We start from the raw sequence: 19,043 nt of genomic DNA on the forward strand, positions 1-19,043 counted from the left end.
CCCGCTCCCACAGGGTTTTTGTGGTGTAGCTGCAATTTAGGGCAACACGCAAATCCACTGTGGGAGCGGGCTTGCCCGCGAGGAGGCCGGTCCAGGCAGCTAAAATCTCAGGGTTTGAACCCCTGAGCCAACAACCAACCCCTGACCATTCGCCCCTGTTCCACCGTCAACCCAGCCAACACCTGCTCAGCCGGTTCACTGCGCAACCTCTGCACCAACGCCGCCACCTCAACTCCATGCACATGCCAGATCCCCAACGGCTGATCCATCGTGATCACCACCTCGGCTTCATCGACAAACCCCTCACGCAATACCGGCGCCCGCTCAATCCTCAGCGCATTGAAATCCGCCTCTGCATGGGCCACCTCGGCGTCCGGCCAGTTTCGTCGTGCCTGCCAGAACGGCTGATCCAGCCAGCGTTGCTCATCGGCATAAAAATCCCGGCCGATCCGCGCAAATCGCAAAAACAACTGTTCCACTCGCTGCTGGTGGAAACGCTGGGCCAGAGTCGCCCGCTCGGGTTTGCACAGCAGCGTGTTGATCACTGCCGGCGCCTGCAACGCCGAAGACAAGGACTGAAAGATCCCGTTGCCCGACAACGGGTCGACCGCCATTGCCGCATCGCCGACCCGAATCCAGTTGTCGCCACACACCTGCGGGCTGAGAATCGCCGTGCTACTGCGGGCGTGCAGCTGTAGATCAGCTTCCGTTTCGCCAGCAAAAAATGCCTTGGCCAGCTTCGAACCCTGGCGCCGCTGTCGGCAGTAATCGAGCAACATGGCCTTGCCCGGCAATCCGGCGCTGGCCACGTCCACCGTCCATTGCCAGTAACACTGGCCGTCGGCGCGCCGCGCCATCCATGCCCAACCGTCCTCGAGGCTTTCCACGGCGCTGGCGGTGTTGCCCGGCGAACCCTGCCAGCGATTGAGCAAGCTGACGGTCTCGGGGCAACGCAAGCCTTTGCCGATAGCGGGGGCCTGACGTCCGCGGGCCTCCACGAGAAACGGCGCGAGCAGCGGTTCGCGCCCGTTGATTTCGATTCGATGACCATTGGCCGATGACTGAACCGTCAGCACCCGGCCTTCGATCAGCTCGACCCCCGCCAGGCGCAAATCCTCGCGCAGGCCTCGGTCAAACAGCGGACGGTCGAGCAAGTATTCGATGTTCTGCGCGTGGTGCTGGCCATTCCACGAAACCTGGCGCTGGGACGGCAGCGCCGCTTGCGCCAACGCCTGATGCAGGCCCGCGCCGCGCAAGGCTTCCAGAACCCGCACTGACACGCCTTCGAGCGCGGCAAACCGGCGCCATTCGCTGATCAGCGTGACGCCATGGCCCAACCGTCGCAGTCCCAATGCGACGGCGGCACCGGCCGGCCCGGCGCCAAGAATGACGATGTCGGTCATGGCCCGAAGCGCCGTTCAGGGCCACGATAACGGGCATGCTCGCGCAACCACTCGATGACTTGCGCATTGCTGGCGTCAGGCTGTTCGGCGAGGAATCCGGCGATGTGTCCGCTCAACGCGGCACAACCGAGGCTCGCCCCGGATTGCCCCGGGTAGGTGCCATGCACACAGGCGGCGAAATCCGCCTGGGCGCTGTTGAGCCACGACCATTCCTGCTCGGCGCACCGCGCATCGCCGGTCACCCGCACCACCTGCGGATAGTTCGCCGGAAACACCCCTTCCCCCTGGGCCGGGCTCGACGCACACAGCAACACGCCCCTTGCGACCGCCGCCGCGCAGGCCGCGCGCAGCAGGCTGCGATCCTGGCGCAGGCCAAGGCTCAAATTGATCAGTCGCACGTCCTGCGTCAGCAGCCAGTCAATCGCCGTGGCGATCTGCAAGGCGCTGGTGACACCCCGCTGGTCGAACACCTGCGCCACGCAAAACAGCGCCGAGGGGGCGCGCCGGCCGATCGCCTCGATCACCGCGCTGCCATGCCCCAGCGGGTCTTCGCGCAAGTCGCCCTCGGCCAGGCCGTCTTCTAGCAATGAAAAGCGCCGACCGGCGATCACTTGCACCCGTTGTGCCGCCGAGTGGCCGCTGTCCACCACACCAATGCGCAACTCAGGTTTCATGCAGCACCGTTTTCGAAGTCAGCACGCCGTCGAGCAACTCGAAGCGCAGATCGGCATCGGCCAGGGTTGAAGGACGATGGCTGATCAGGATGCGCGTACGCCCGGCAAACAAGCGGTCGATGGCGTCGATGACTTCGCGCTCGGTGGCTTCATCCACCGCGGACGTGGCTTCATCGAGTACCAGGATCAAAGGGTCCTGCAACAGCGCCCGGGCAATCGCGATGCGTTGTTTCTGCCCGCCGGACAACTGCTGACCGCGCTCGCCCAACGGGCTGTCGAGGCCTTCGGGCAACAGCTCGATCAGGCTGTCGAGTTGCGCCAGTCGCACCACTTCGGCAATCGCTTCGCGGCTGGCGTCGGGCACCGCATAGGCCAGGTTGTCGGCGAGGCTGCCGCGAAACAGCACGATGTCCTGGCTGACGATGGCGATGCGCCGACGCAACTGGAACAGATCCAGTTCGCGCAGATCGACGTCGCCCAGCAGTACCCGGCCCGATTGCGGATCGTGATGACGTTGCAGCAGGTCGATCAGGGTGGATTTACCCACGCCCGAGCCGCCGCTGAGGGCCACTTTCATACCGTAGGGAATCCGCGCCTCGATGCCGCGCAGGGTCGATTGGCGGCCGGGATGAGCGAAGTGCACGTTGTCGAACCAGAGATCGCCGCCATTGGGCATCGCCCGTGGCGTGGCGGGCGTCAGCACGGTCGGTTGTTCGCCGCGTAGCTCCATGACCCGGCCGAGGCTGACGGTCATCCGCTGGATCGCGACGTAGAGCCCGAGCAAGCTCTGCACTGGTCCCACGGCCATGCCCAAGTAAGTGGAAAACGCAATCAGGGCGCCGAGTTGCCAGGTGCCCTGCACCACCCAGTAACCGCCGATCAAGAATGCGCAGGCCCGGGACAGCGAGGTCAGGGTACCGGGCACGGCCTGGGTGAAAAATTCGGTGACTTGCAGGCGCAGCAACTGGCTCATGTAGCCCTGCCCCAGCGTCTCGAGGCGCCGTGCTTCGCGCTGTTGCTGGCCGGCGGACTGGATGAACTTCATCACCGGCAGCGTCTCGACCATGAACGACGACATGTCCGCCGAACGCTCGCGCAACTGCCGCACATCGCGCTCGACCTTGCGCCGCATCCAGCGCAGCCACAGGACATCGAGGGGAATCAGCACCAGGGCCAACAGCGATAACTTCCAGGACAAGGTCAGCAGCATCGCCACCGCTACCACCAGGCCGATCACGCTGGACACGGCCGAAAACAGCGAGTCCACGGCAAACCGCTGGATTTCCGCGACATCGCCATCGAGGCGCGACATCAGGTCGCCGATGCGCCGCTGACCGTAAAAGCCCGGCGACAGAGTTTGCAAATGCCGGTACAGGTCATCGCGCAGGGCAAACAGCATGCGCCCGGACAGTCGCGTGTGCAGGTAGCGGTTGATGCCCGAAAGCGCCGTGCCCAGCAACCCGGCGACAATCATCAGCCCGGCGATCATGACCAGCATCGGGAAGTTGCGCGCCAACAGGCCATCGTCGATCAGCAGTTTGGTCAGCCACGGCTGCACCAGCACCAGCGCCGAAGCGCAGACCGACAAACCCAACAGCCCGGCAATCGCCAGGCGATGGGGTCGCACGAAGCTGTACAGCCAGCGCAGTGACGCTTGCAGCGCCTCGGGGTTCTGGCTGTCGATCAGCCGAACGATCAGGCGCTGCATCACGGACGCAACTGTTTGAGCTTGCGATACAGGGTCGCGCGGCTGATGCCCAAGGCGTCGGCGGCGGCCGAGACGTTGCCCTGGTGCGTGTCCAGGGACTGACGGATCAGCTCCAGTTCGTTTTCCCGGATGCTGCCGGCCTGGGGCCGTTCGCTGGCGGTCAACTCGTCGAGCATGCTGTCGGGCAAGTGGTCGAGGGTCAGCACAGTTTCACCCGGCTCGCGCATGGCCAGCGCGGTGCGCAGGACCATCTCCAGCTGACGGATGTTGCCCGGCCAGTGATAGCCGCTGAGCAAGCGATCGAGATCGTCGTGCAGGACCACGGCGGGTGCGCCCAGTGTCGTCAGCATGCGACTGACTAGCGCGCCGAAATCTTCGCGTTCGCGCAGGGCCGGGAGCATCACGCTGATGCCGTTGACCCGATAGAACAAGTCTTCCCGAAAGTGTTTTTCTTCCACCAGACGCTTGAGGTCGCGGTGAGTGGCGCAGATCAGCGCGACGTCGATGTCCTGCTCTTCGCCAGCGCCCAGGGGCGCGACCTTGCGATCCTGCAACACCCGCAACAGCCGGGCCTGCAAGGCCAATGGCATGTCGCCGATTTCATCTAGGAACAGGGTGCCGCCGTGGGCCTGCTGCAGCCGTCCGACCATGCCGCCCCGGCGTGAACCGGTGAACGCGCCTTCGCGGTAGCCGAACAGTTCGGACTCGATCAGGCCTTCGGGAATGGCCGCGCAGTTCACCGCCACGAAGGGTTTGTCGCAGCGCGCTCCGGCCATGTGCAGGGCGCGGGCGATAACCTCTTTACCGGTGCCGGTTTCGCCCAGCAACAGGACTGGCAATTCATTGGCCAGGCCTTGACGGGCCATGCGCAAGGCTCGGGCGTAGCGCGTATTGCTGCCAGCGAGCGCTTCCAGATCCGGTTGCGTCTTGGCGGGTTTCGCTGCAGTGCGCGGTGAGCTGCTGAGGTTGATCGAGCGTTGCGGCGCGCGCAGGGTTTTGTAGAAGAACTCCCCCTTGGCGGTTTGCAGGCTGCCGGTTCCACCCTGATGCAGACGCGCCAACAACTGCAGGCCGTCGACGCCGAGAAACTCCTCGCAGCGCCGACCGACCAGAGCTGAGCGCTCGGCGTGGAGCAGCTGGCAGGCCTGGGCACTGACCGCCAGGATCTGCCCGCCGAGGCTCACGGCCAGCAGGCCTTGCCACGGGGATTCCAGGTATTGCCTGCGGCTGTGGAAGGCCAGGACGATTTCGTCCGGATAACTGGCGTTGAACACCCGGCTTTCGATCTGGCTGACCGCCATGGCCAGCAGCGCAGTGCTGTCGTGTGCGCGGCCGAGGGGGCCTTCGCGGGTCAGGTCGAGGACGCCAAGAATGTCGCCCTGGGGGCAATGGATCGGCACCGAAGTGCAGGAAAAATCACTGAGGCGATCCAGATAATGTTCGCCGCAATCGATCAGGGTCGGCCGGGCTTCCACCAGTGCCGTGCCGAGGGCGTTGGTGCCGCGAACGGCTTCGCTCCAGCAGGCGCCGAGGGTGATGTCCTGCAGGCCACTGCCCTTGAGACGGTCGGCGCGGCCTTCGACGGCGAGGATGGTGGCATCGGAGTTGGCGAGGATGATCAGCCCTTCCTTGCCCTGACGCTCGGCCAGGTAATCGATGGCCGGCAGCGCGGCGTCGATCAGCAAGCGGTTGCTGGCCAGCAACACGTCGAGGCTGGCACTCGATTCCAGCGCCAGCTCATGCTTGGCATTGAAATGCACGCCATGGCTCAGGCTGCGTCGCCACGAGGCATCGATTTCCGCTCGCAGGACGCCATCCGGCACTTCGCCTTCCAGGTGCAGCTTTTCCCGGGCCAGCCGGGCTTCGCGATGCAGTTTGGGGGAGTTTGTTTTTATTGGCGTCATCAAGCGCTCCGGGTCATCAGCCCTGCGCCTTCATACGTCGGCGCCCTGGCGCAATCTTTACGTTAACGTAAGGGCTATGGCAAGTGCCGTAGGGCGCTTGTAATTCACCAGATAGACCGAGTTATCGTTCTTCGCGAGCAAGCCCGCTCCCACACTTGACCGTGTGAACCAAAAATGTGTGGTCAACATCGGACAAGTGTGGGAGCGGGCTTGCCCGCGAAAGCGATCTTCCAGACACCCAAGATCTCAGAGTTGCCACACCTCAGGGTTCACAAAAAACGCCTTGGCATTATCCTCCAGACTCTCCAGGTGATACCCGCCCTCCTGCACGATCAGGCACGGCAACCCCAGGCTGCGAATCCGCTCACCAAGCACGGCAAACCCTTCCCGTGTCACCGCCACTTTGCTCTGCGGGTCCAGTTCGAAAATATCGAAGCCCAGGGACAGCACCAGCACCTCGGCGCCAAAGTCCGTCACCGCCTTGAGTGCTACATCCAATTGCCCGAGAAAATCTGCCTCGCTGGCGCCATGGGCCATCGGAAGGTTGAGGTTGAAACCCTCGCCCGCCCCGACACCGCGCTCATCGGCAAAACCTGCGACGCCCGGATAGAAGTTGGTCGGATCGCCATGGACCGAAACGTAGAGCACGTCGTCACGGTCGTAGAAAATTTCCTGAATGCCCTGGCCGTGGTGCATGTCGGTATCCAGCACCGCTACCCGCGAAAAACCGGCGCGCAATACCTGCGCCGCCACCGCCGCGTTGTTCACATAACAGAAACCACCCGCCGCTTCGGCCCGGGCGTGGTGGCCCGGTGGACGGCACAGGGCATAGGCTGCCGGCTCGCCATCGAGCAACGCCCGGGCCCCGGCGATGGCGCTTTGCGCCGACCAGTAAGCCGAACGCCAGGTTTGCTCGCCCACCGGGCAACTGCCATCGGCCAGATAGCGCGCCGCTTGCGCGAGAATCCCGCGCAGGGCATTGGGCTCGCGGACGAAGATATTCGACATCACCTCGTCGCCCCAATCCTCGGGAATCTCTTTCCAGCGCTGATGGGCCTCCTGCAAGAACCTCAGGTACGGTGCGCCATGCACCGCCAGCAGCGGATCGAGCCCGGCATCGGCCGGTTGCTCGACATTGAAACCCAATACATGAGACGCCTGCACCAGACGCTGCACACGCTCCGGCACTTCCTGCGGCGTGCGCATCTGGCCACGGGAGTAGTAACTGCGTGGATGGTGGAGCAATTGTTCTGGGTGGAAAAAACTGCGCATGGGATGAATACCTGTCAGTTAACGTAGATCTTGAAACCAACCACATTCAACTGTGGGAGCGAGCTTGCTCGCGATGAGGCCAGCACATTCAAAATTGATGGTGACTGACCCACCGCTATCGCGAGCAAGCTCGCTCCCACAGGGATCGTGTTTATTCAGTGCTTCCGGCGCGGGCCAACACCGCGTTGAGCAACACATCCGTGCCCTGGAGCACATCTTCAGGCAGCACGTCTTCGGCTTCGTTGTGGCTCAAGCCACCCACGCACGGGATGAACACCATGGCCGTCGGGCAGTACCGCGCCAGGTGGATCGCGTCATGCCCGGCGCCGCTGACAATCGATTGCTGAGCGTAGCCCAGGGCGTCCACGGCCTGTTGCACCGCCGCCACGCAGTCCGCGTCGAACGGCGTCGCCGGGCTGATCCAGTGCGGGGTGATCGCCAGGTTCAAACCGCGAGCGTCGGCTATCGCCGGCAGCCGCGCACGGACCTGTTGCTTGGGACTCTTCAAAATGATGCCGTAACAGTGGCATCTCTCTAATATCCAACGTAGTCACATACTCGCCCTCAAAACCCCTCCTGGCCAACGGGATAAGTAGCTAGCTATTTGTTAATGAAAGCCTGAAGTATTCATTTGAACTTTCAGATTCTTTCAGTGCGCGGCCTGTGCCTAACATCGGCTCCACAGCGAACCAGCCTCTTGGCAGCCTGGCGCCGTCGAAGTGCATTTGCAGTAGGCCTTGGGATTTTTGAGGATCACCGATGAAGCTGGAAATTTTCCGCACGCTGTGGGGCTATACCGCCAGCAAGGCTCAGGCGCTCGAGGAGTTGCTGCAAGCGGGCTTTGATGGCATGGAGGCACGCCTGCCACTGGACGCCCGTGAACGGAGCGAGTTTGGCGCTTTTCTGCAGGCCAATCGCCTGGGCTATATCAGCACAGTCTTCACCGCGTACGACGTGCTGCCGGAGCAGTCGGCAACGCCTGCCGTCCACCTCGATGACCTCGACCGGAAACTCGCCTGGGCTGCCGAACTCGGCCCACGCTTCGTCAACGTGCTGGCGGGCAATGACCGCTGGTCCTTGCCACAACAAGTGGATTTTTTTGGCCAGGCGCTGGATCTGGCGCGCAAGCACGGCCAGGTCTGCAGCTTTGAAACCCACCGCTCGCGTTCGCTGTTCAACCCCTGGGTGACCCTCGAGTTGATCCGGCAATTGCCCGATCTGTTGTTCACCAGTGACATCAGCCATTGGGTCGTGACCTGCGAGCGCCTGTTGAATGACCCGGCCGATGACCTGAGCGCTTTCATCGAGCGGGTGCACCATATCCAGGCCCGGGTCGGTTATGACCAGGGACCGCAGGTTCCGCACCCGGCGGCTCCCGAATATGCAAGGGAACTGGCCTTCCATCAGCAGCACTGGGAAAGCATCTGGCGCTCGCAGCAAGCCCGCGGTTACCAGGTCAGCACCCTGACCCCGGAATTCGGCGCCGACGGCTACCTGCATCATTTGCCCTTCACCAATGTCCCGGTCGCCGACCTGTGGTCATTGAACGTGTGGATGGGCCAGACCGAACGCGAACACTTCGACCGTTTCAGCCACTCAAGCCATCCTTAGGGAGCCGATGCGTCATGCCTGACAACAAAAACAACAGCGCAAGCAATGACACACACAGAGCCAACTTCAATAGCATCCCGGTGGTCAACATCGCCGGTCTGTTCAGTTTTGAACTGGAACACCGTCTGGCCGTGGCCGAACAATTGGGGCGCGCCGCCAGCGAGGTCGGGTTCCTCTACATCACCGATCACGGTATCGACCCGCAACTGATCGCCAACCTGCGCAAGGCTGCCAAGGACTTTTTCGACCAGCCCCTGGACGCCAAGATGCGCCACTACATCGGCGCCTCGCAAACCCACAAGGGCTTTGTGCCCGAAGGCGAAGAGGTCTATTCCAAGGGCAAGCCGGACCACAAGGAAGCCTTCGACGTCGGCTTCGAAGTCCCGGCCGATGACCCGCTGGTGCTGGCCAACACCCCATTGCTGGGGCCCAACGACTGGCCGCAGCTGCAAGGTTTCAAGGCGTCGGTGCAGGCCTACTATGAAGCCATCTTTGCCTTGGGCCGGCGCTTGTTCGGCGGCTTCGCCCTGACCCTGGGACTGGAAGAGAACTATTTCGACAGCCTGGTTACCCGTCCGCCGTCCAAGCTGCGCCTGATCCACTACCCCTTCGACGGTGCCGCCCATGACGCACCGGGTCTTGGCGCCCATACTGACTACGAGTGCTTCACCATCCTTTTGGCCGACAAACCGGGCCTTGAGGTGATGAACAGTCTTGGCCAATGGATCGATGCACCACCGATTGCCGATGCCTTTGTCGTCAACATCGGCGACATGCTGGAAGTGATGACGGCAGGCGCTTTCGTTGCCACCGCGCACCGGGTGCGCAGCGTGAAGGAGGAGCGTTATTCCTTTCCGCTGTTTTACGCCTGCGACTATCACACCCAGATCAGACCGCTGCCCGGGTTCGCCCAGGCAGGCAACGACTACGAAGAACTAACTATCGGCGAACACATGTATGGCCAGGCGCTGCAGACCTATCGGTATCTGCGCCAGAGGGTGGCCAGCGGGGACGTTCAACTGCCAGGCAAGGCACGCAAGCCCGCCAGTTTCGGACATTTGAAAAATCAGGCTCAACCGTCCTGATTGAAGTTTTCAGCTAAACCCCTACCTACGCCGGAGTCAGCACATCATGAAAAACAACAAGAAAAACCTTTTGAGCCTGGCTGTATTGGCAGCCGGTATGTTCGGTGCCTCGGTGAGCATGGCCGCGGCAGATACGTTCAAGGTCGGCATGGAGATCACTTACCCGCCCTTCGAGTCCTATGACAAGGACAAAAACGTGGTGGGTTCCGACCCCGAACTGGCAACGTCACTGGCCAAGCACATGAGCGCCAAGGTGGAGTTCGTCGACACCAAGTTCCCGAGCCTGATCCTCGGCCTGAACTCCGGCAAGTACGACGCGATCATTTCCGGCATGTACATCACACCGGAGCGCCAGACCCAGGCCCAGACCATCGCCTATGCAAACACCGGTGCCGCGGTCATGGTGCCCAAGGGCAGCGAGATCAATGCGAAGAAGCCTGAAGACCTGTGCGGCCTGAAACTGGGCCTGGAACAGGGCACTACCTGGGTCAAGGAATTCCGCAAGCTGTCCGATGAATACTGCGTGCCGAACAACAAAGGCGCGATCACCGTCAGCGAATACCCCTCGGCACCCGAAGTGACCCAGGCCCTGTTGTCCAAGAACATCCAGGCCCAGGTTGAAATCGCTGGCGCGGCAAAAATGATCGCGGAAAAGACCAATGGCCGGGTAGTGATCACCACCGAGCATCCGATTTATCAGCAAACCCTGGGCATCTTCGTCAAGAAGGGTAACGACGAAACCTACCAGGCCGTGCAAAAGGCCTTCGAGGAGAGCAAAAAGAGCGGTGAATACGCGGCAATTCTCCAGAAATATGGCTTGGAAGAACCGACTGCCAACTAAGAACCTGTCCTTGTAGTCTGGTCATCTGCCTCCCCTGCACCGGGGCGGCAGATCGAGGTGCCCCATGCAATTCGATTGGTCGTATTTCTTATCCCTGTTCTCCCTGCCGGACTTCTGGAAGGCCTGCGTCACGGTGGTCCAGCTCAGTGCTTTGGCCTGGTTCATCGGCATGCTGCTGGGTTTTGTCCTGGCCACAGCCAAGCTGTCCCAAACGCCCCTGTTGCGCATTCCCGCAGCGGTCTACATCTGGTTCTTCCGCAGCATCCCGTTGCTGGTGCTGGTGGTCTTCGTCTACAACCTGCCGCAATTGTTTCCCGGTAGCGGACCGATTCTGTCCAACCCCTTCTACGCAGGGTTGCTGGCGCTGGTGGTCACGGAAGCTGCGTACATGGCGGAAATCCATCGTGGCGGCCTGATCTCCGTGGCCAAGGGTCAGAAGGAAGCCGGGCGCGCGCTGGGTGTCGGCCTGTTCGGCATGCAACGCCTGATCGTGATCCCCCAGGCGTTCCGTATTTCGCTGCCCACGCTGATCAATGAATACATCACGGTGGTCAAGCTGACCTCGCTGGTCTCGGTCATCTCCCTGACCGAAATCCTCACGGTCGGCCAACGCCTCTATGCCACCAACTTCCTGGTCATGGAAACCCTGGCGGCGGTAGGCGTCTATTATGTGTTGATCGTCACCGTGTTCGGTTACTTCCTGCAGCGCCTGGAGCGCTACCTGGACCTGAACTTCCGCAAGCCGCACACGCTCGACACGGCCACCATCGACCGGTTCAGGGCTAGCGCCGAAGCGTTGCCCGACACTGCGCGCAAAGCTGCCGGCAACAACGCGACGCCCATCCTGCAATTGAAGAACATCCAGAAGAGCTATGGCACCCACAAGGTGCTGATGGGTATCGACCTGAATGTCGGATACGGCCAGGTGGTCTCGATCATCGGGCCATCCGGCTCCGGCAAGACGTCGCTGATTCGCACGGTCAACGGCCTGGAAACCATCGATACCGGCGACATTCTGTTGTTCGGTGAAAAATTCATCGAAGCGTCGGACAAACCCAACAGCTCCCGCCTGCGCAAAGGCGTGCGGCACATCGGCATGGTGTTCCAGAACTTCAACCTGTTCCCGCACCGCACCATTCTCGACAACGTCACGCTGGCACCGCGTTACCACGGCCAGCCGGGCGAGCTGAGTGAACATCGAGCCTATGCGCTACTGGACAAGGTCGGCCTGCTGGCCCATGCCCACAAGTACCCGCACCAGCTCTCCGGCGGGCAGCAACAGCGCGTGGCGATCGCTCGAGCCCTGGCGATGGAGCCGCAGATCATGCTGTTCGACGAGCCGACCTCGGCCCTCGACCCGGAACTGGTCAACGACGTGCTGAACGTGATCCGCGACCTGGCCAAAGAAGGCATGACCATGCTGATCGTGACCCACGAAATGGACTTTGCCATGTCGATATCCGACCGGGTCGTCTTCATGGAGAACGGTAATATCCAACTGGATGCCGCACCGCAAACCATACGATGCGATGCCGTAGGAGAAAGAGTACGGCGCTTCATGGGCATCAGTACTCGATCGCCGAGCCTGTCTGCAACGCTGGATCATGCGTGAACAGACAACCACTTTCTTCGAACTTCCTTCTTTCAGGAAAACGTACATGAATCTGGGAATAGCAGGACGCTGGGCGCTGGTATGCGCCGCCAGCAAAGGTCTGGGCAAAGCCTGCGCACAGGCACTCGTTAACGAAGGCGTGAACGTAGTGATCACCGCACGCGGCGAACAGACGCTGAATGAAACAGCCCGTCAGCTCAGGGCGATCAATCCTGAAGTGACGGTCATCGCCGTCGCCGGAGATATTTCGACGCCCGAGGGTCGGGCGGCAGCGCTCACGGCCCACGGGCATTTCGATATCTTGATCAACAACGCGGGTGGCCCTCCTCCCGGGGATTTCCGCGAATGGAATCGCGACGTCTGGCTCAAGGCGCTGGATGCCAACATGCTGACGCCTATCGAGCTGATCAAGGCCACGGTCGACGGTATGGCGGCACGCGGATTTGGCCGGATCATCAACATCACGTCGAGTGCCGTGAAGTCCCCTATCGAAAGCCTGGGTCTGTCCAACGGCGCACGCAGTGGCCTGACGGGGTTTGTCGCAGGGCTTGCCCGGCAAGAAAACATTGCCAGTCGCAATGTGACGATCAACAACCTGCAACCGGGCTCGTTCGACACCGATCGACTGCGTGACAACCTGGTCGCTGCTGCTCAGGAGTCGGGGCAGGACAGCGAGGTATTCCTTGACCAATGCCGCAGCGAAATTCCCGCCAAACGCTTCGGCTCAGCCGAGGAATTCGGTGCGCTGTGTGCCTTCGTTTGCAGCAGTCATGCGGGCTACCTGACCGGGCAGAATCTGTTGATTGATGGTGGGGCTGTTCGCTCCAGCCAATAATGGGCCGCCAACCGGATCGGCACCGCATGGTGGTGCCGGACGGCCTGGTGAAGACCGTCGCTCACACAGGCGGCTAATCAGGGTTTGCGCGCAATGATCACCTGACTTTTCGCCACCACCGCATCCAGCGCCTGCTTGATCTGCGTACCCCGTGGCGAAGCCAGGATCGCCTGCCAGGTATCCGCCCAGTGGTTGAGCAACGGATGGTCCGGGTTGCTGAAATCGACCTTGGCTTCCCAGAACAGCAGCATCCACATCGACCAGTAGAATCCGTACTGGCTGTGGCTGATCACTTCCAGGCCGGCATCGCTGACCATCGCCTTGAACTGCTCCTCGCTGATGATGCGGATGTGGTTGGGCTTCTGGAAATACTCCGCCGCCGCGATATCTTTCTGCAGGTCTTCGGAGCTGGGGTGCGGGACGCTCAGCAGATACAACGCGCCCGGTTTGCCGACGCGCACCAGTTCAGCGAGGAACTGCGCCGGATCGTCCACGTGCTCGATGACTTCGGTGGACACCACCCGCGTGGCGGTCGCATCGGCTATCGGCAGCGGGTTGCAGTCGGTGACATGGCATTCGACGTCCCGGGCAGGTGTATCGCCCAGGCGCTGGCGGGTCGCCTCGACCTTGGCCGCATCGATATCGGCGATGATGATCTTCGCCCCGCGCATCCCGCAGAAATGCACATTGCCGCCGTCGCCACAGCCGACATCCAGCAGTGTGTCTTCGGGGGCCACCGGGAATCCGGTGAACAGTTCGCCGGTCTGCTGATTGAACCAGCCGCTGAGCATCGCATCGTGCAGGCCGAGCATGTAGGGGTCGACCTTCTCCGCCACTGGCGCCGCGGGCGGTGTCTCTGGCTGCACAGGCGCGGGCGTGCCCGCCGTGAGTTTCTTCAAAAGGCTCAGCATGAGGTGGCTCCAGAGGATGGGACGGCTGTTCGGGAGGTGCCCAGGCGTTTGACCAGCGAGGCACCGCGGTTGCGCATGGGCATTTCAATGAAGCGATAGTTGAGTTCGCTCAGCAGCATGATCAGGCCGCCAGCCATCAGCAACATCAGAATCGGATGGCCAGCCGGACTGGGTAGCCCGGCAGCCTGTAAACGGCAAATGAACTCACGAACCAGCAAGTAGGCCGGGATGTGGATCAAGTAAATCCCGTAGGAACGACTGCCGACCCAGGTCATCAGGTTCTTGAACGTTCCCTTGGGCATCAGGTAATCGCGGTTGTAGGACGCGATCCACACCAGCAGCGCGCACAACAGCGCAATCACACCGATCCGGTAATGGGTAAAGGTGAAACGGTCCGTCGCCATGAAACCGAGCACCAATGCAATCCCGACCAATGCCGACAAGCCGGCCCAGGGGCGACGCAGGAAAGTCGGCTCCCAACGCCGGTACGAAGGCTGCACGCTCCACATCGCCAACAGCACGCCAAGGGCCAGCGCGTCGGTGCGCACCACCATCAGGATCGGCGTGCGCAAGGTCAACAATTGCAGCGCAACCAGCGCCAGCAACGCCCACACCAGGTGCTTGCGAAACAGCACGATCATCAGCGGAAACAGCAGGTAGAACTGCTCCTCCAGCGACAGGCTCCAGTACACGAAACTGGTGCCGTACTCGTAGCGATAAAAACTGTCGGCAAAGCGGAAATTGGCGTACTGCGCGACGCCGGCCAGGGTCGCCTGAAGGTTCGCGTGCAGGGTGCCGAACGCGCCGGAGTGGTTGAGAAAAAGGCACGCCAGCAACATCAGCGCCAGCCATAACCAGGCCGACGGCAGCAAACGAAAGGCCCGGCGCAACCAGAAATTGCGCGTCTGTTGCCAATACTCCTGACGCGTGGTGCAGCGGCGCAAGGCCGGGATCAGGCTGCGGGCAATGACGAAGCCCGAGATCGCGAAGAACAGATCCACGCCCCACCACGGCTGGCTGTACAGCGTGATGGCCTGCAACAACGGCACAGACGCCGCGAACAGGCTGTCCTGCAGGTGATGAAACAACACGCCAAGCACCGCAATGCCGCGCAGCAACTCGATGTCCATGATCCGTTTTTCGTTGCTCATGCGCCCTCCTGGACATGAGGTTTGCGAGCAATGATCACCTGGCTCTTGGGCATGAACCGGTCCAGCATCTGCTTGATCGCCAACCCGTCGGGCTGGGCCAGCAAGTCCTGCCAGGTTTTCGCCCAGCTCTCCATCAGCGGCGGATACGGTGCCTGAATCCGGTCGCGAACCGCGCCACCCAATTCACGCCCGGCAGCCCGCTCGCTGGCCCAGAAAAAAATCATGCCCATGACCCAGAAAAACCCGGTGGCCTGGCGATGCTCGATGACCAGGCCCGCGTCTTCCACCAGCGCGGCGAATCGCTCGGGGCTGAAAATCTGCACGTGATTGGGCGATTGAAAATAGCTGGCCGGAGCAATGCCTTTCTGCAGATGCTCGCCCACCGGGGACGGTACGCTCAGCAGGTACAGCGCGCCGGGGCGGCCCATGCGCACCAGTTCGGCCATGAAGGGTTCTGGCTGATCGATGTGTTCCAGCACTTCCATGCACACGACTTTGCTGGCGCAGCCGTCGGCCAATGGCAGCGGCAAACTGTTGCTGACCAGACCCAGGTTCGGTTTGTCCGATTGTGCCGCCACTTGCCAGGCAAGCTCGCGGACCTTGTCGTGTTCACTGTCGGTGAAGATCACCGAAGCGCCCTGGCGGACCGCGAACAAAGTCGCCACCCCTTCACCGCAACCGACATCCAGCAAGGTGTCGTCGGCGGTGATGGCAAACCCCTTGAGCAATTCACCGCTGTCGCCGAGAAACCAGCCGTCGAGCAGGGCATCGTACAAACCGATGTCCCTGGGCGAGACCCGCGTTTCTGGCTGGGCGACCGCTACCGGTGCGGGCCGCAACTTCGCAAGCAGGCGCCGAATCATGTGCCCGACGCTTGTGCGCAGTTTGCTTCACGCCGTTGCAGCAATTGCTCGAACACCGCCTTCAGGCGCTGCTCGGCAACGGCCTGGCTGCAGAATCCCTGCAGGCGGCGCACGGCATGGGCCGACATCCGTTGATAGCGCTCGACGTCTTGCCTGGCGACGTCATGGCTGGTGGAAAATGCCGTGCACAGCGAGTCCCAATCCGTGACGTAACGCAGAGTGCGATACGCTGCCCGAGGATCGTGGGGCCAGGATGTCAGTTCGTCGGTGCCTTCGACGATAAACGCGTCGTCACGGTCGATGTAGTCGGCCATGGCGGTGTTCAGCGGCGCAATCGCCGGCTTGCCGCAGGACATGAACTCCATCAACGGCAGGCACTGCCCTTCACCGTAGGAGCAGTTGACGACGTAACTGGTGGCCTCGACCAGGCGCTCGTAGTCGATGTCGGACAGATAGCCGTGGATCAGCACGATGCGGCACTGATAGGACTGATTCTTGTAGACGTGGTGCAGCATGTCGTTCAGCGCGTTGGCGATGTCATGGTGCGTGAGCTTGAGCACCAGGGTCGCGTCGGGCGTGTCGCGGAAGGCGGTGCAGAACGCACTGATCATGTCCTTCCAGTTCTTGCGTCCGTCGTAGGGATTGAACACCGAGGTGTAGACCACGCCCTCGAGCAGCAGCTCACAGTCGCGCGGCGGCTGGTCAAAGGCGATCGGCGTGCCCTCGCGCAAGCGTTCGGGGCCGTAGGGGCGCAAGTCCGTGGTGCGACTGTCGATCAACAGCCCGCGCAGGTTCAGGCGCGTGGGGCCCACGACCGGACGCTTGTCCAGTAGCTCGCCACGGGCGGCAAAACGGTCCCAGACAGGCGCCGCGATAGCGCTGATCGGATAATCGGGGCCCATCACATCGCGCACGGCATTCACGGTAAAACTGGAGTGGGTAATCGCCGTCCCGCTGGCGCCCAGCACCATCCGCCAGTCATGCCGTGGTTCGCCCTGCCAGCTCTCGGTGGGAATGGTGCTGAACTCCCAGGCGAACACCGGGATCGTCGGGCACGCGTAGTGGACCGGCGTGCGATGCGGCGGGGAGAAGGACAGGAACACACAGTCTTCGCCCCGGCTCAGGCAATCAAAATACAGCCGGTCGACCAGCTCGTCCGGGTTGCTGACCTCGATCACCTGCCCCAGCCGTTCGAGCACCGGGCGGAATTCCTTGAGGACAAAGTAATAGCTGTACTCGGGCCGCCCCAGGTTCTGCTGGATGTTGCTCTTGTTGGTTTCCGAATGAATGATGATCAGCACGATGCAGCCCCCGTTTCGGCAACCAGCGGCACGACGTCACGGGCAGGTTCCTGTTTGAAGAACAGCGCCAGACGCTGCTGCACCGGGGCGAAGCTGCAGTACGCGTGCATGCGTTCGCTGGCCGCATCCGCCATGGCCTGCCAGGCATCCGGCTGGTTCTTTGCCATCGAGTAGCTGTTCTCATAAGCCATTTTCAACGAGCCCCAGTCCGGACGGTGGCGCAAGGTGCGGTACAGGATGCGCGCGTCTTCCGGCCAGATCGTCGGCTCCTGGCTGGACTTGACGACGAAGGCCACACGCTCGTCGATGTAGTCGCGCATCGCCGTGTGGTTCGGGGCGATGACAGGCCTGGCGCAGGACATGAACTCCATCAGCGGCAGGCACAGGCCTTCGCAGCGTGAAGCGTTGACGTAGTAACTCGCCGCGCCATAGAGCCGGGCGAACTGCTCGTCCTGCAGATAACCGTGCATGACCACCACGCGACAGGCGAAGGGCGAGAGCTGGGACAGCAAGGTGATGAGCTCGACGTAATAGGTCGAAAGGTCGTTCTGGGTCATCTTCAACACGAGCGTGGCGTCTTGCACATCACGCAGCGCCCAGCAGAACGCCGTGATCAGGTGGTGCCAGTTCTTGCGCCCGTCATCGGGGTTGAACACGCTCACGTAGATGACGCCATCGACCTCGATTTCCACCGTTTGGCTGGTGTCGGGGAAAGCCGCTTGTGGATGCTCGTCCTGCAAAGGGGCTTGGCTGATTGCAGGCGCATCCGGCGCGGGCGCTTCGCTGACGGCAGGTTCAACCGGCAACGGTTGAGGCGTGCGAAACCTGGCCAGCCATGGACGAACGACATCCGGTACCAGATCGCGAACGGCTTCGCGGTACCACAACAGCAGGTTGTGTTTAAGCAGGAACAGCGTCGAGTGCTCGCTCTCATTCGAAAACGCTCGACAGGCTTCGCGCAGGTAATGCTTGGTGATGAAGAGGCGTCGCCGCGGGGTCAACGGTGGCGCTGGTTCCGGTACCGGGTCGGATTCTTGTTCTGACTCGGGTTCGACGATTTCCTGCGGCGGTTGCTCGATCAGAGGCGCGATCAAACCATCGGCGGACAACCCCATCGAGCGACTGTCCAGGATGCAACCCTTGATCTGCAACGTGGTGCCCGCGTTCACCGGCGTACCGGGATATTGCTGGCGGATGTCGGCGAAGCGTTCCCACAAAGGCGTCGGCAGCACCAGCACCGGGAAGTCGTCGCCCAGGGTCCGGCGGATGGCTTCGGCGGTGTGGGTGGACAAGGTGATCACCCGCCCCAGGCGCGCCAGTGTCTGGCTCCAGTCTTGACGCGGATCGTTGTCCCAGTGCTCGGCGGGAATGGTGTCGAACTCCCAGGCGACCACGCACACCATCGGGCATTGCAAGTCGGTGGGGGTCTTGTGCGGTGGTGCGAACGAAATGAACAGGCAGTCCTGACCGGCCTGCTGCAACTGCCGATACAGTGGGTCGACCTCGGCGGCCGATGACACCACATGCACCGGTCCGAGGCTTTCGAACCGCGGTCGATACGCCTTGAGCACGAAGTAGTAACTGTACTCGGGACGGCCGAGACTCTGGCTGATGGAGCTGTCGTTGACGTCGGAGTAAAGAATGAAATTCATGGCATCCCACGGTGACGCCGCCATCCCGGCAGCCTCACGCTATGACGGGGAGGATACGGTTCGAGTCAGTGTTTACTGGCGCTCGTCCATCGTCTTCCCGCCCGTCTTCGTTCTTGTTTTAGTGGTCAGTTTCTCGCAGTTTCGAAGCGACGCTGGAGAACCCCGGGTAATCGTGACGAGGGGCATTCTAACCACATCCGTTGAGGATCCGTGAACCGCC

Annotated in this window: 15 protein-coding genes and 1 pseudogene; 5 read left to right on the forward strand and 11 right to left on the reverse strand. The window is 61.9% G+C overall.

Annotated features, from left to right (window positions below):
• Positions 1-107: 107 nt before the first annotated feature.
• The 6 genes and pseudogenes from qhpG to AC3IT6_RS20435 all read right to left on the reverse strand — a co-directional run.
• Positions 108-1,403, reverse strand: a complete 1,296-nt coding sequence (qhpG, locus tag AC3IT6_RS20410; RefSeq protein ID WP_489352333.1) for a flavin-dependent monooxygenase QhpG — start codon at positions 1,401-1,403, stop codon at positions 108-110.
• Complete coding sequence (qhpE, locus tag AC3IT6_RS20415; protein ID WP_489352335.1) at positions 1,400-2,077, reverse strand: subtilisin-like serine protease QhpE; 678 nt, start codon at positions 2,075-2,077, stop codon at positions 1,400-1,402. Before qhpE ends, qhpG begins: the two co-directional genes overlap by 4 nt.
• The gene (locus AC3IT6_RS20420; protein ID WP_489352337.1) at positions 2,067-3,785 is read right to left on the reverse strand and encodes an ABC transporter ATP-binding protein; all 1,719 of its coding nucleotides are present in this window, start codon (positions 3,783-3,785) and stop codon (positions 2,067-2,069) included. The genes qhpE and AC3IT6_RS20420 overlap by 11 nt, the downstream gene beginning before the upstream one ends.
• A complete protein-coding gene (locus AC3IT6_RS20425; protein ID WP_489352339.1) occupies positions 3,785-5,689 on the reverse strand; it encodes a sigma-54-dependent Fis family transcriptional regulator in 1,905 nt (634 codons plus the stop codon). Before AC3IT6_RS20425 ends, AC3IT6_RS20420 begins: the two co-directional genes overlap by 1 nt.
• A 246-nt stretch (positions 5,690-5,935) precedes the next feature.
• Positions 5,936-6,961 carry a histone deacetylase family protein gene (locus AC3IT6_RS20430; RefSeq protein ID WP_489352341.1) on the reverse strand — a complete coding sequence of 342 codons (1,026 nt, stop codon included), beginning with the start codon at positions 6,959-6,961 and terminating at the stop codon, positions 5,936-5,938.
• A gap of 151 nt (positions 6,962-7,112) precedes the next feature.
• A pseudogene (locus tag AC3IT6_RS20435) lies at positions 7,113-7,457 on the reverse strand (M20/M25/M40 family metallo-hydrolase); the annotation flags it as partial.
• A gap of 263 nt (positions 7,458-7,720) precedes the next feature.
• Between AC3IT6_RS20435 and AC3IT6_RS20440 the strand changes: the two are divergent.
• From AC3IT6_RS20440 to AC3IT6_RS20460, 5 genes are all read left to right on the forward strand, one after another.
• Complete coding sequence (locus AC3IT6_RS20440) at positions 7,721-8,572, forward strand: sugar phosphate isomerase/epimerase family protein (protein WP_489352343.1); 852 nt, start codon at positions 7,721-7,723, stop codon at positions 8,570-8,572.
• A 14-nt stretch (positions 8,573-8,586) separates the two neighbouring features.
• On the forward strand, positions 8,587-9,657 hold the full coding sequence (locus AC3IT6_RS20445; protein ID WP_489352345.1) for an isopenicillin N synthase family dioxygenase: 1,071 nt from the start codon (positions 8,587-8,589) through the stop codon (positions 9,655-9,657).
• A gap of 46 nt (positions 9,658-9,703) precedes the next feature.
• Entirely contained in the window at positions 9,704-10,498 is a 795-nt protein-coding gene (locus AC3IT6_RS20450) for an ABC transporter substrate-binding protein (RefSeq protein ID WP_489352347.1), read from the forward strand.
• 64 nt (positions 10,499-10,562) lie between these two features.
• On the forward strand, positions 10,563-12,110 hold the full coding sequence (locus tag AC3IT6_RS20455) for an amino acid ABC transporter permease/ATP-binding protein (protein WP_489352349.1): 1,548 nt from the start codon (positions 10,563-10,565) through the stop codon (positions 12,108-12,110).
• A gap of 46 nt (positions 12,111-12,156) precedes the next feature.
• Positions 12,157-12,945, forward strand: a complete 789-nt coding sequence (locus tag AC3IT6_RS20460) for an SDR family oxidoreductase (RefSeq protein WP_489352351.1) — start codon at positions 12,157-12,159, stop codon at positions 12,943-12,945.
• Positions 12,946-13,022: 77 nt separating this feature from the next.
• On the opposite strand, the gene AC3IT6_RS20465 is transcribed toward AC3IT6_RS20460, so the two are convergent.
• From AC3IT6_RS20465 to AC3IT6_RS20485, 5 genes are read right to left on the reverse strand one after another with little or no spacing between them, the layout of a single operon-like run.
• Complete coding sequence (locus AC3IT6_RS20465) at positions 13,023-13,856, reverse strand: class I SAM-dependent methyltransferase (protein WP_489352353.1); 834 nt, start codon at positions 13,854-13,856, stop codon at positions 13,023-13,025.
• Positions 13,850-15,007 (reverse strand): acyltransferase family protein, encoded by a 1,158-nt coding sequence (locus tag AC3IT6_RS20470; protein ID WP_489352355.1) that lies wholly within the window; start codon positions 15,005-15,007, stop codon positions 13,850-13,852. Before AC3IT6_RS20470 ends, AC3IT6_RS20465 begins: the two co-directional genes overlap by 7 nt.
• A complete protein-coding gene (locus AC3IT6_RS20475; protein ID WP_489352357.1) occupies positions 15,004-15,870 on the reverse strand; it encodes a class I SAM-dependent methyltransferase in 867 nt (288 codons plus the stop codon). The genes AC3IT6_RS20470 and AC3IT6_RS20475 overlap by 4 nt, the downstream gene beginning before the upstream one ends.
• Positions 15,867-17,171, reverse strand: a complete 1,305-nt coding sequence (locus tag AC3IT6_RS20480; RefSeq protein WP_489352359.1) for a glycosyltransferase — start codon at positions 17,169-17,171, stop codon at positions 15,867-15,869. Before AC3IT6_RS20480 ends, AC3IT6_RS20475 begins: the two co-directional genes overlap by 4 nt.
• Complete coding sequence (locus AC3IT6_RS20485) at positions 17,165-18,823, reverse strand: glycosyltransferase (RefSeq protein ID WP_489352361.1); 1,659 nt, start codon at positions 18,821-18,823, stop codon at positions 17,165-17,167. The genes AC3IT6_RS20480 and AC3IT6_RS20485 overlap by 7 nt, the downstream gene beginning before the upstream one ends.
• Between the last annotated feature and the right edge of the window lie 220 nt (positions 18,824-19,043).

It is taken from the genome of Pseudomonas sp. KH_017, assembly GCF_057840285.1.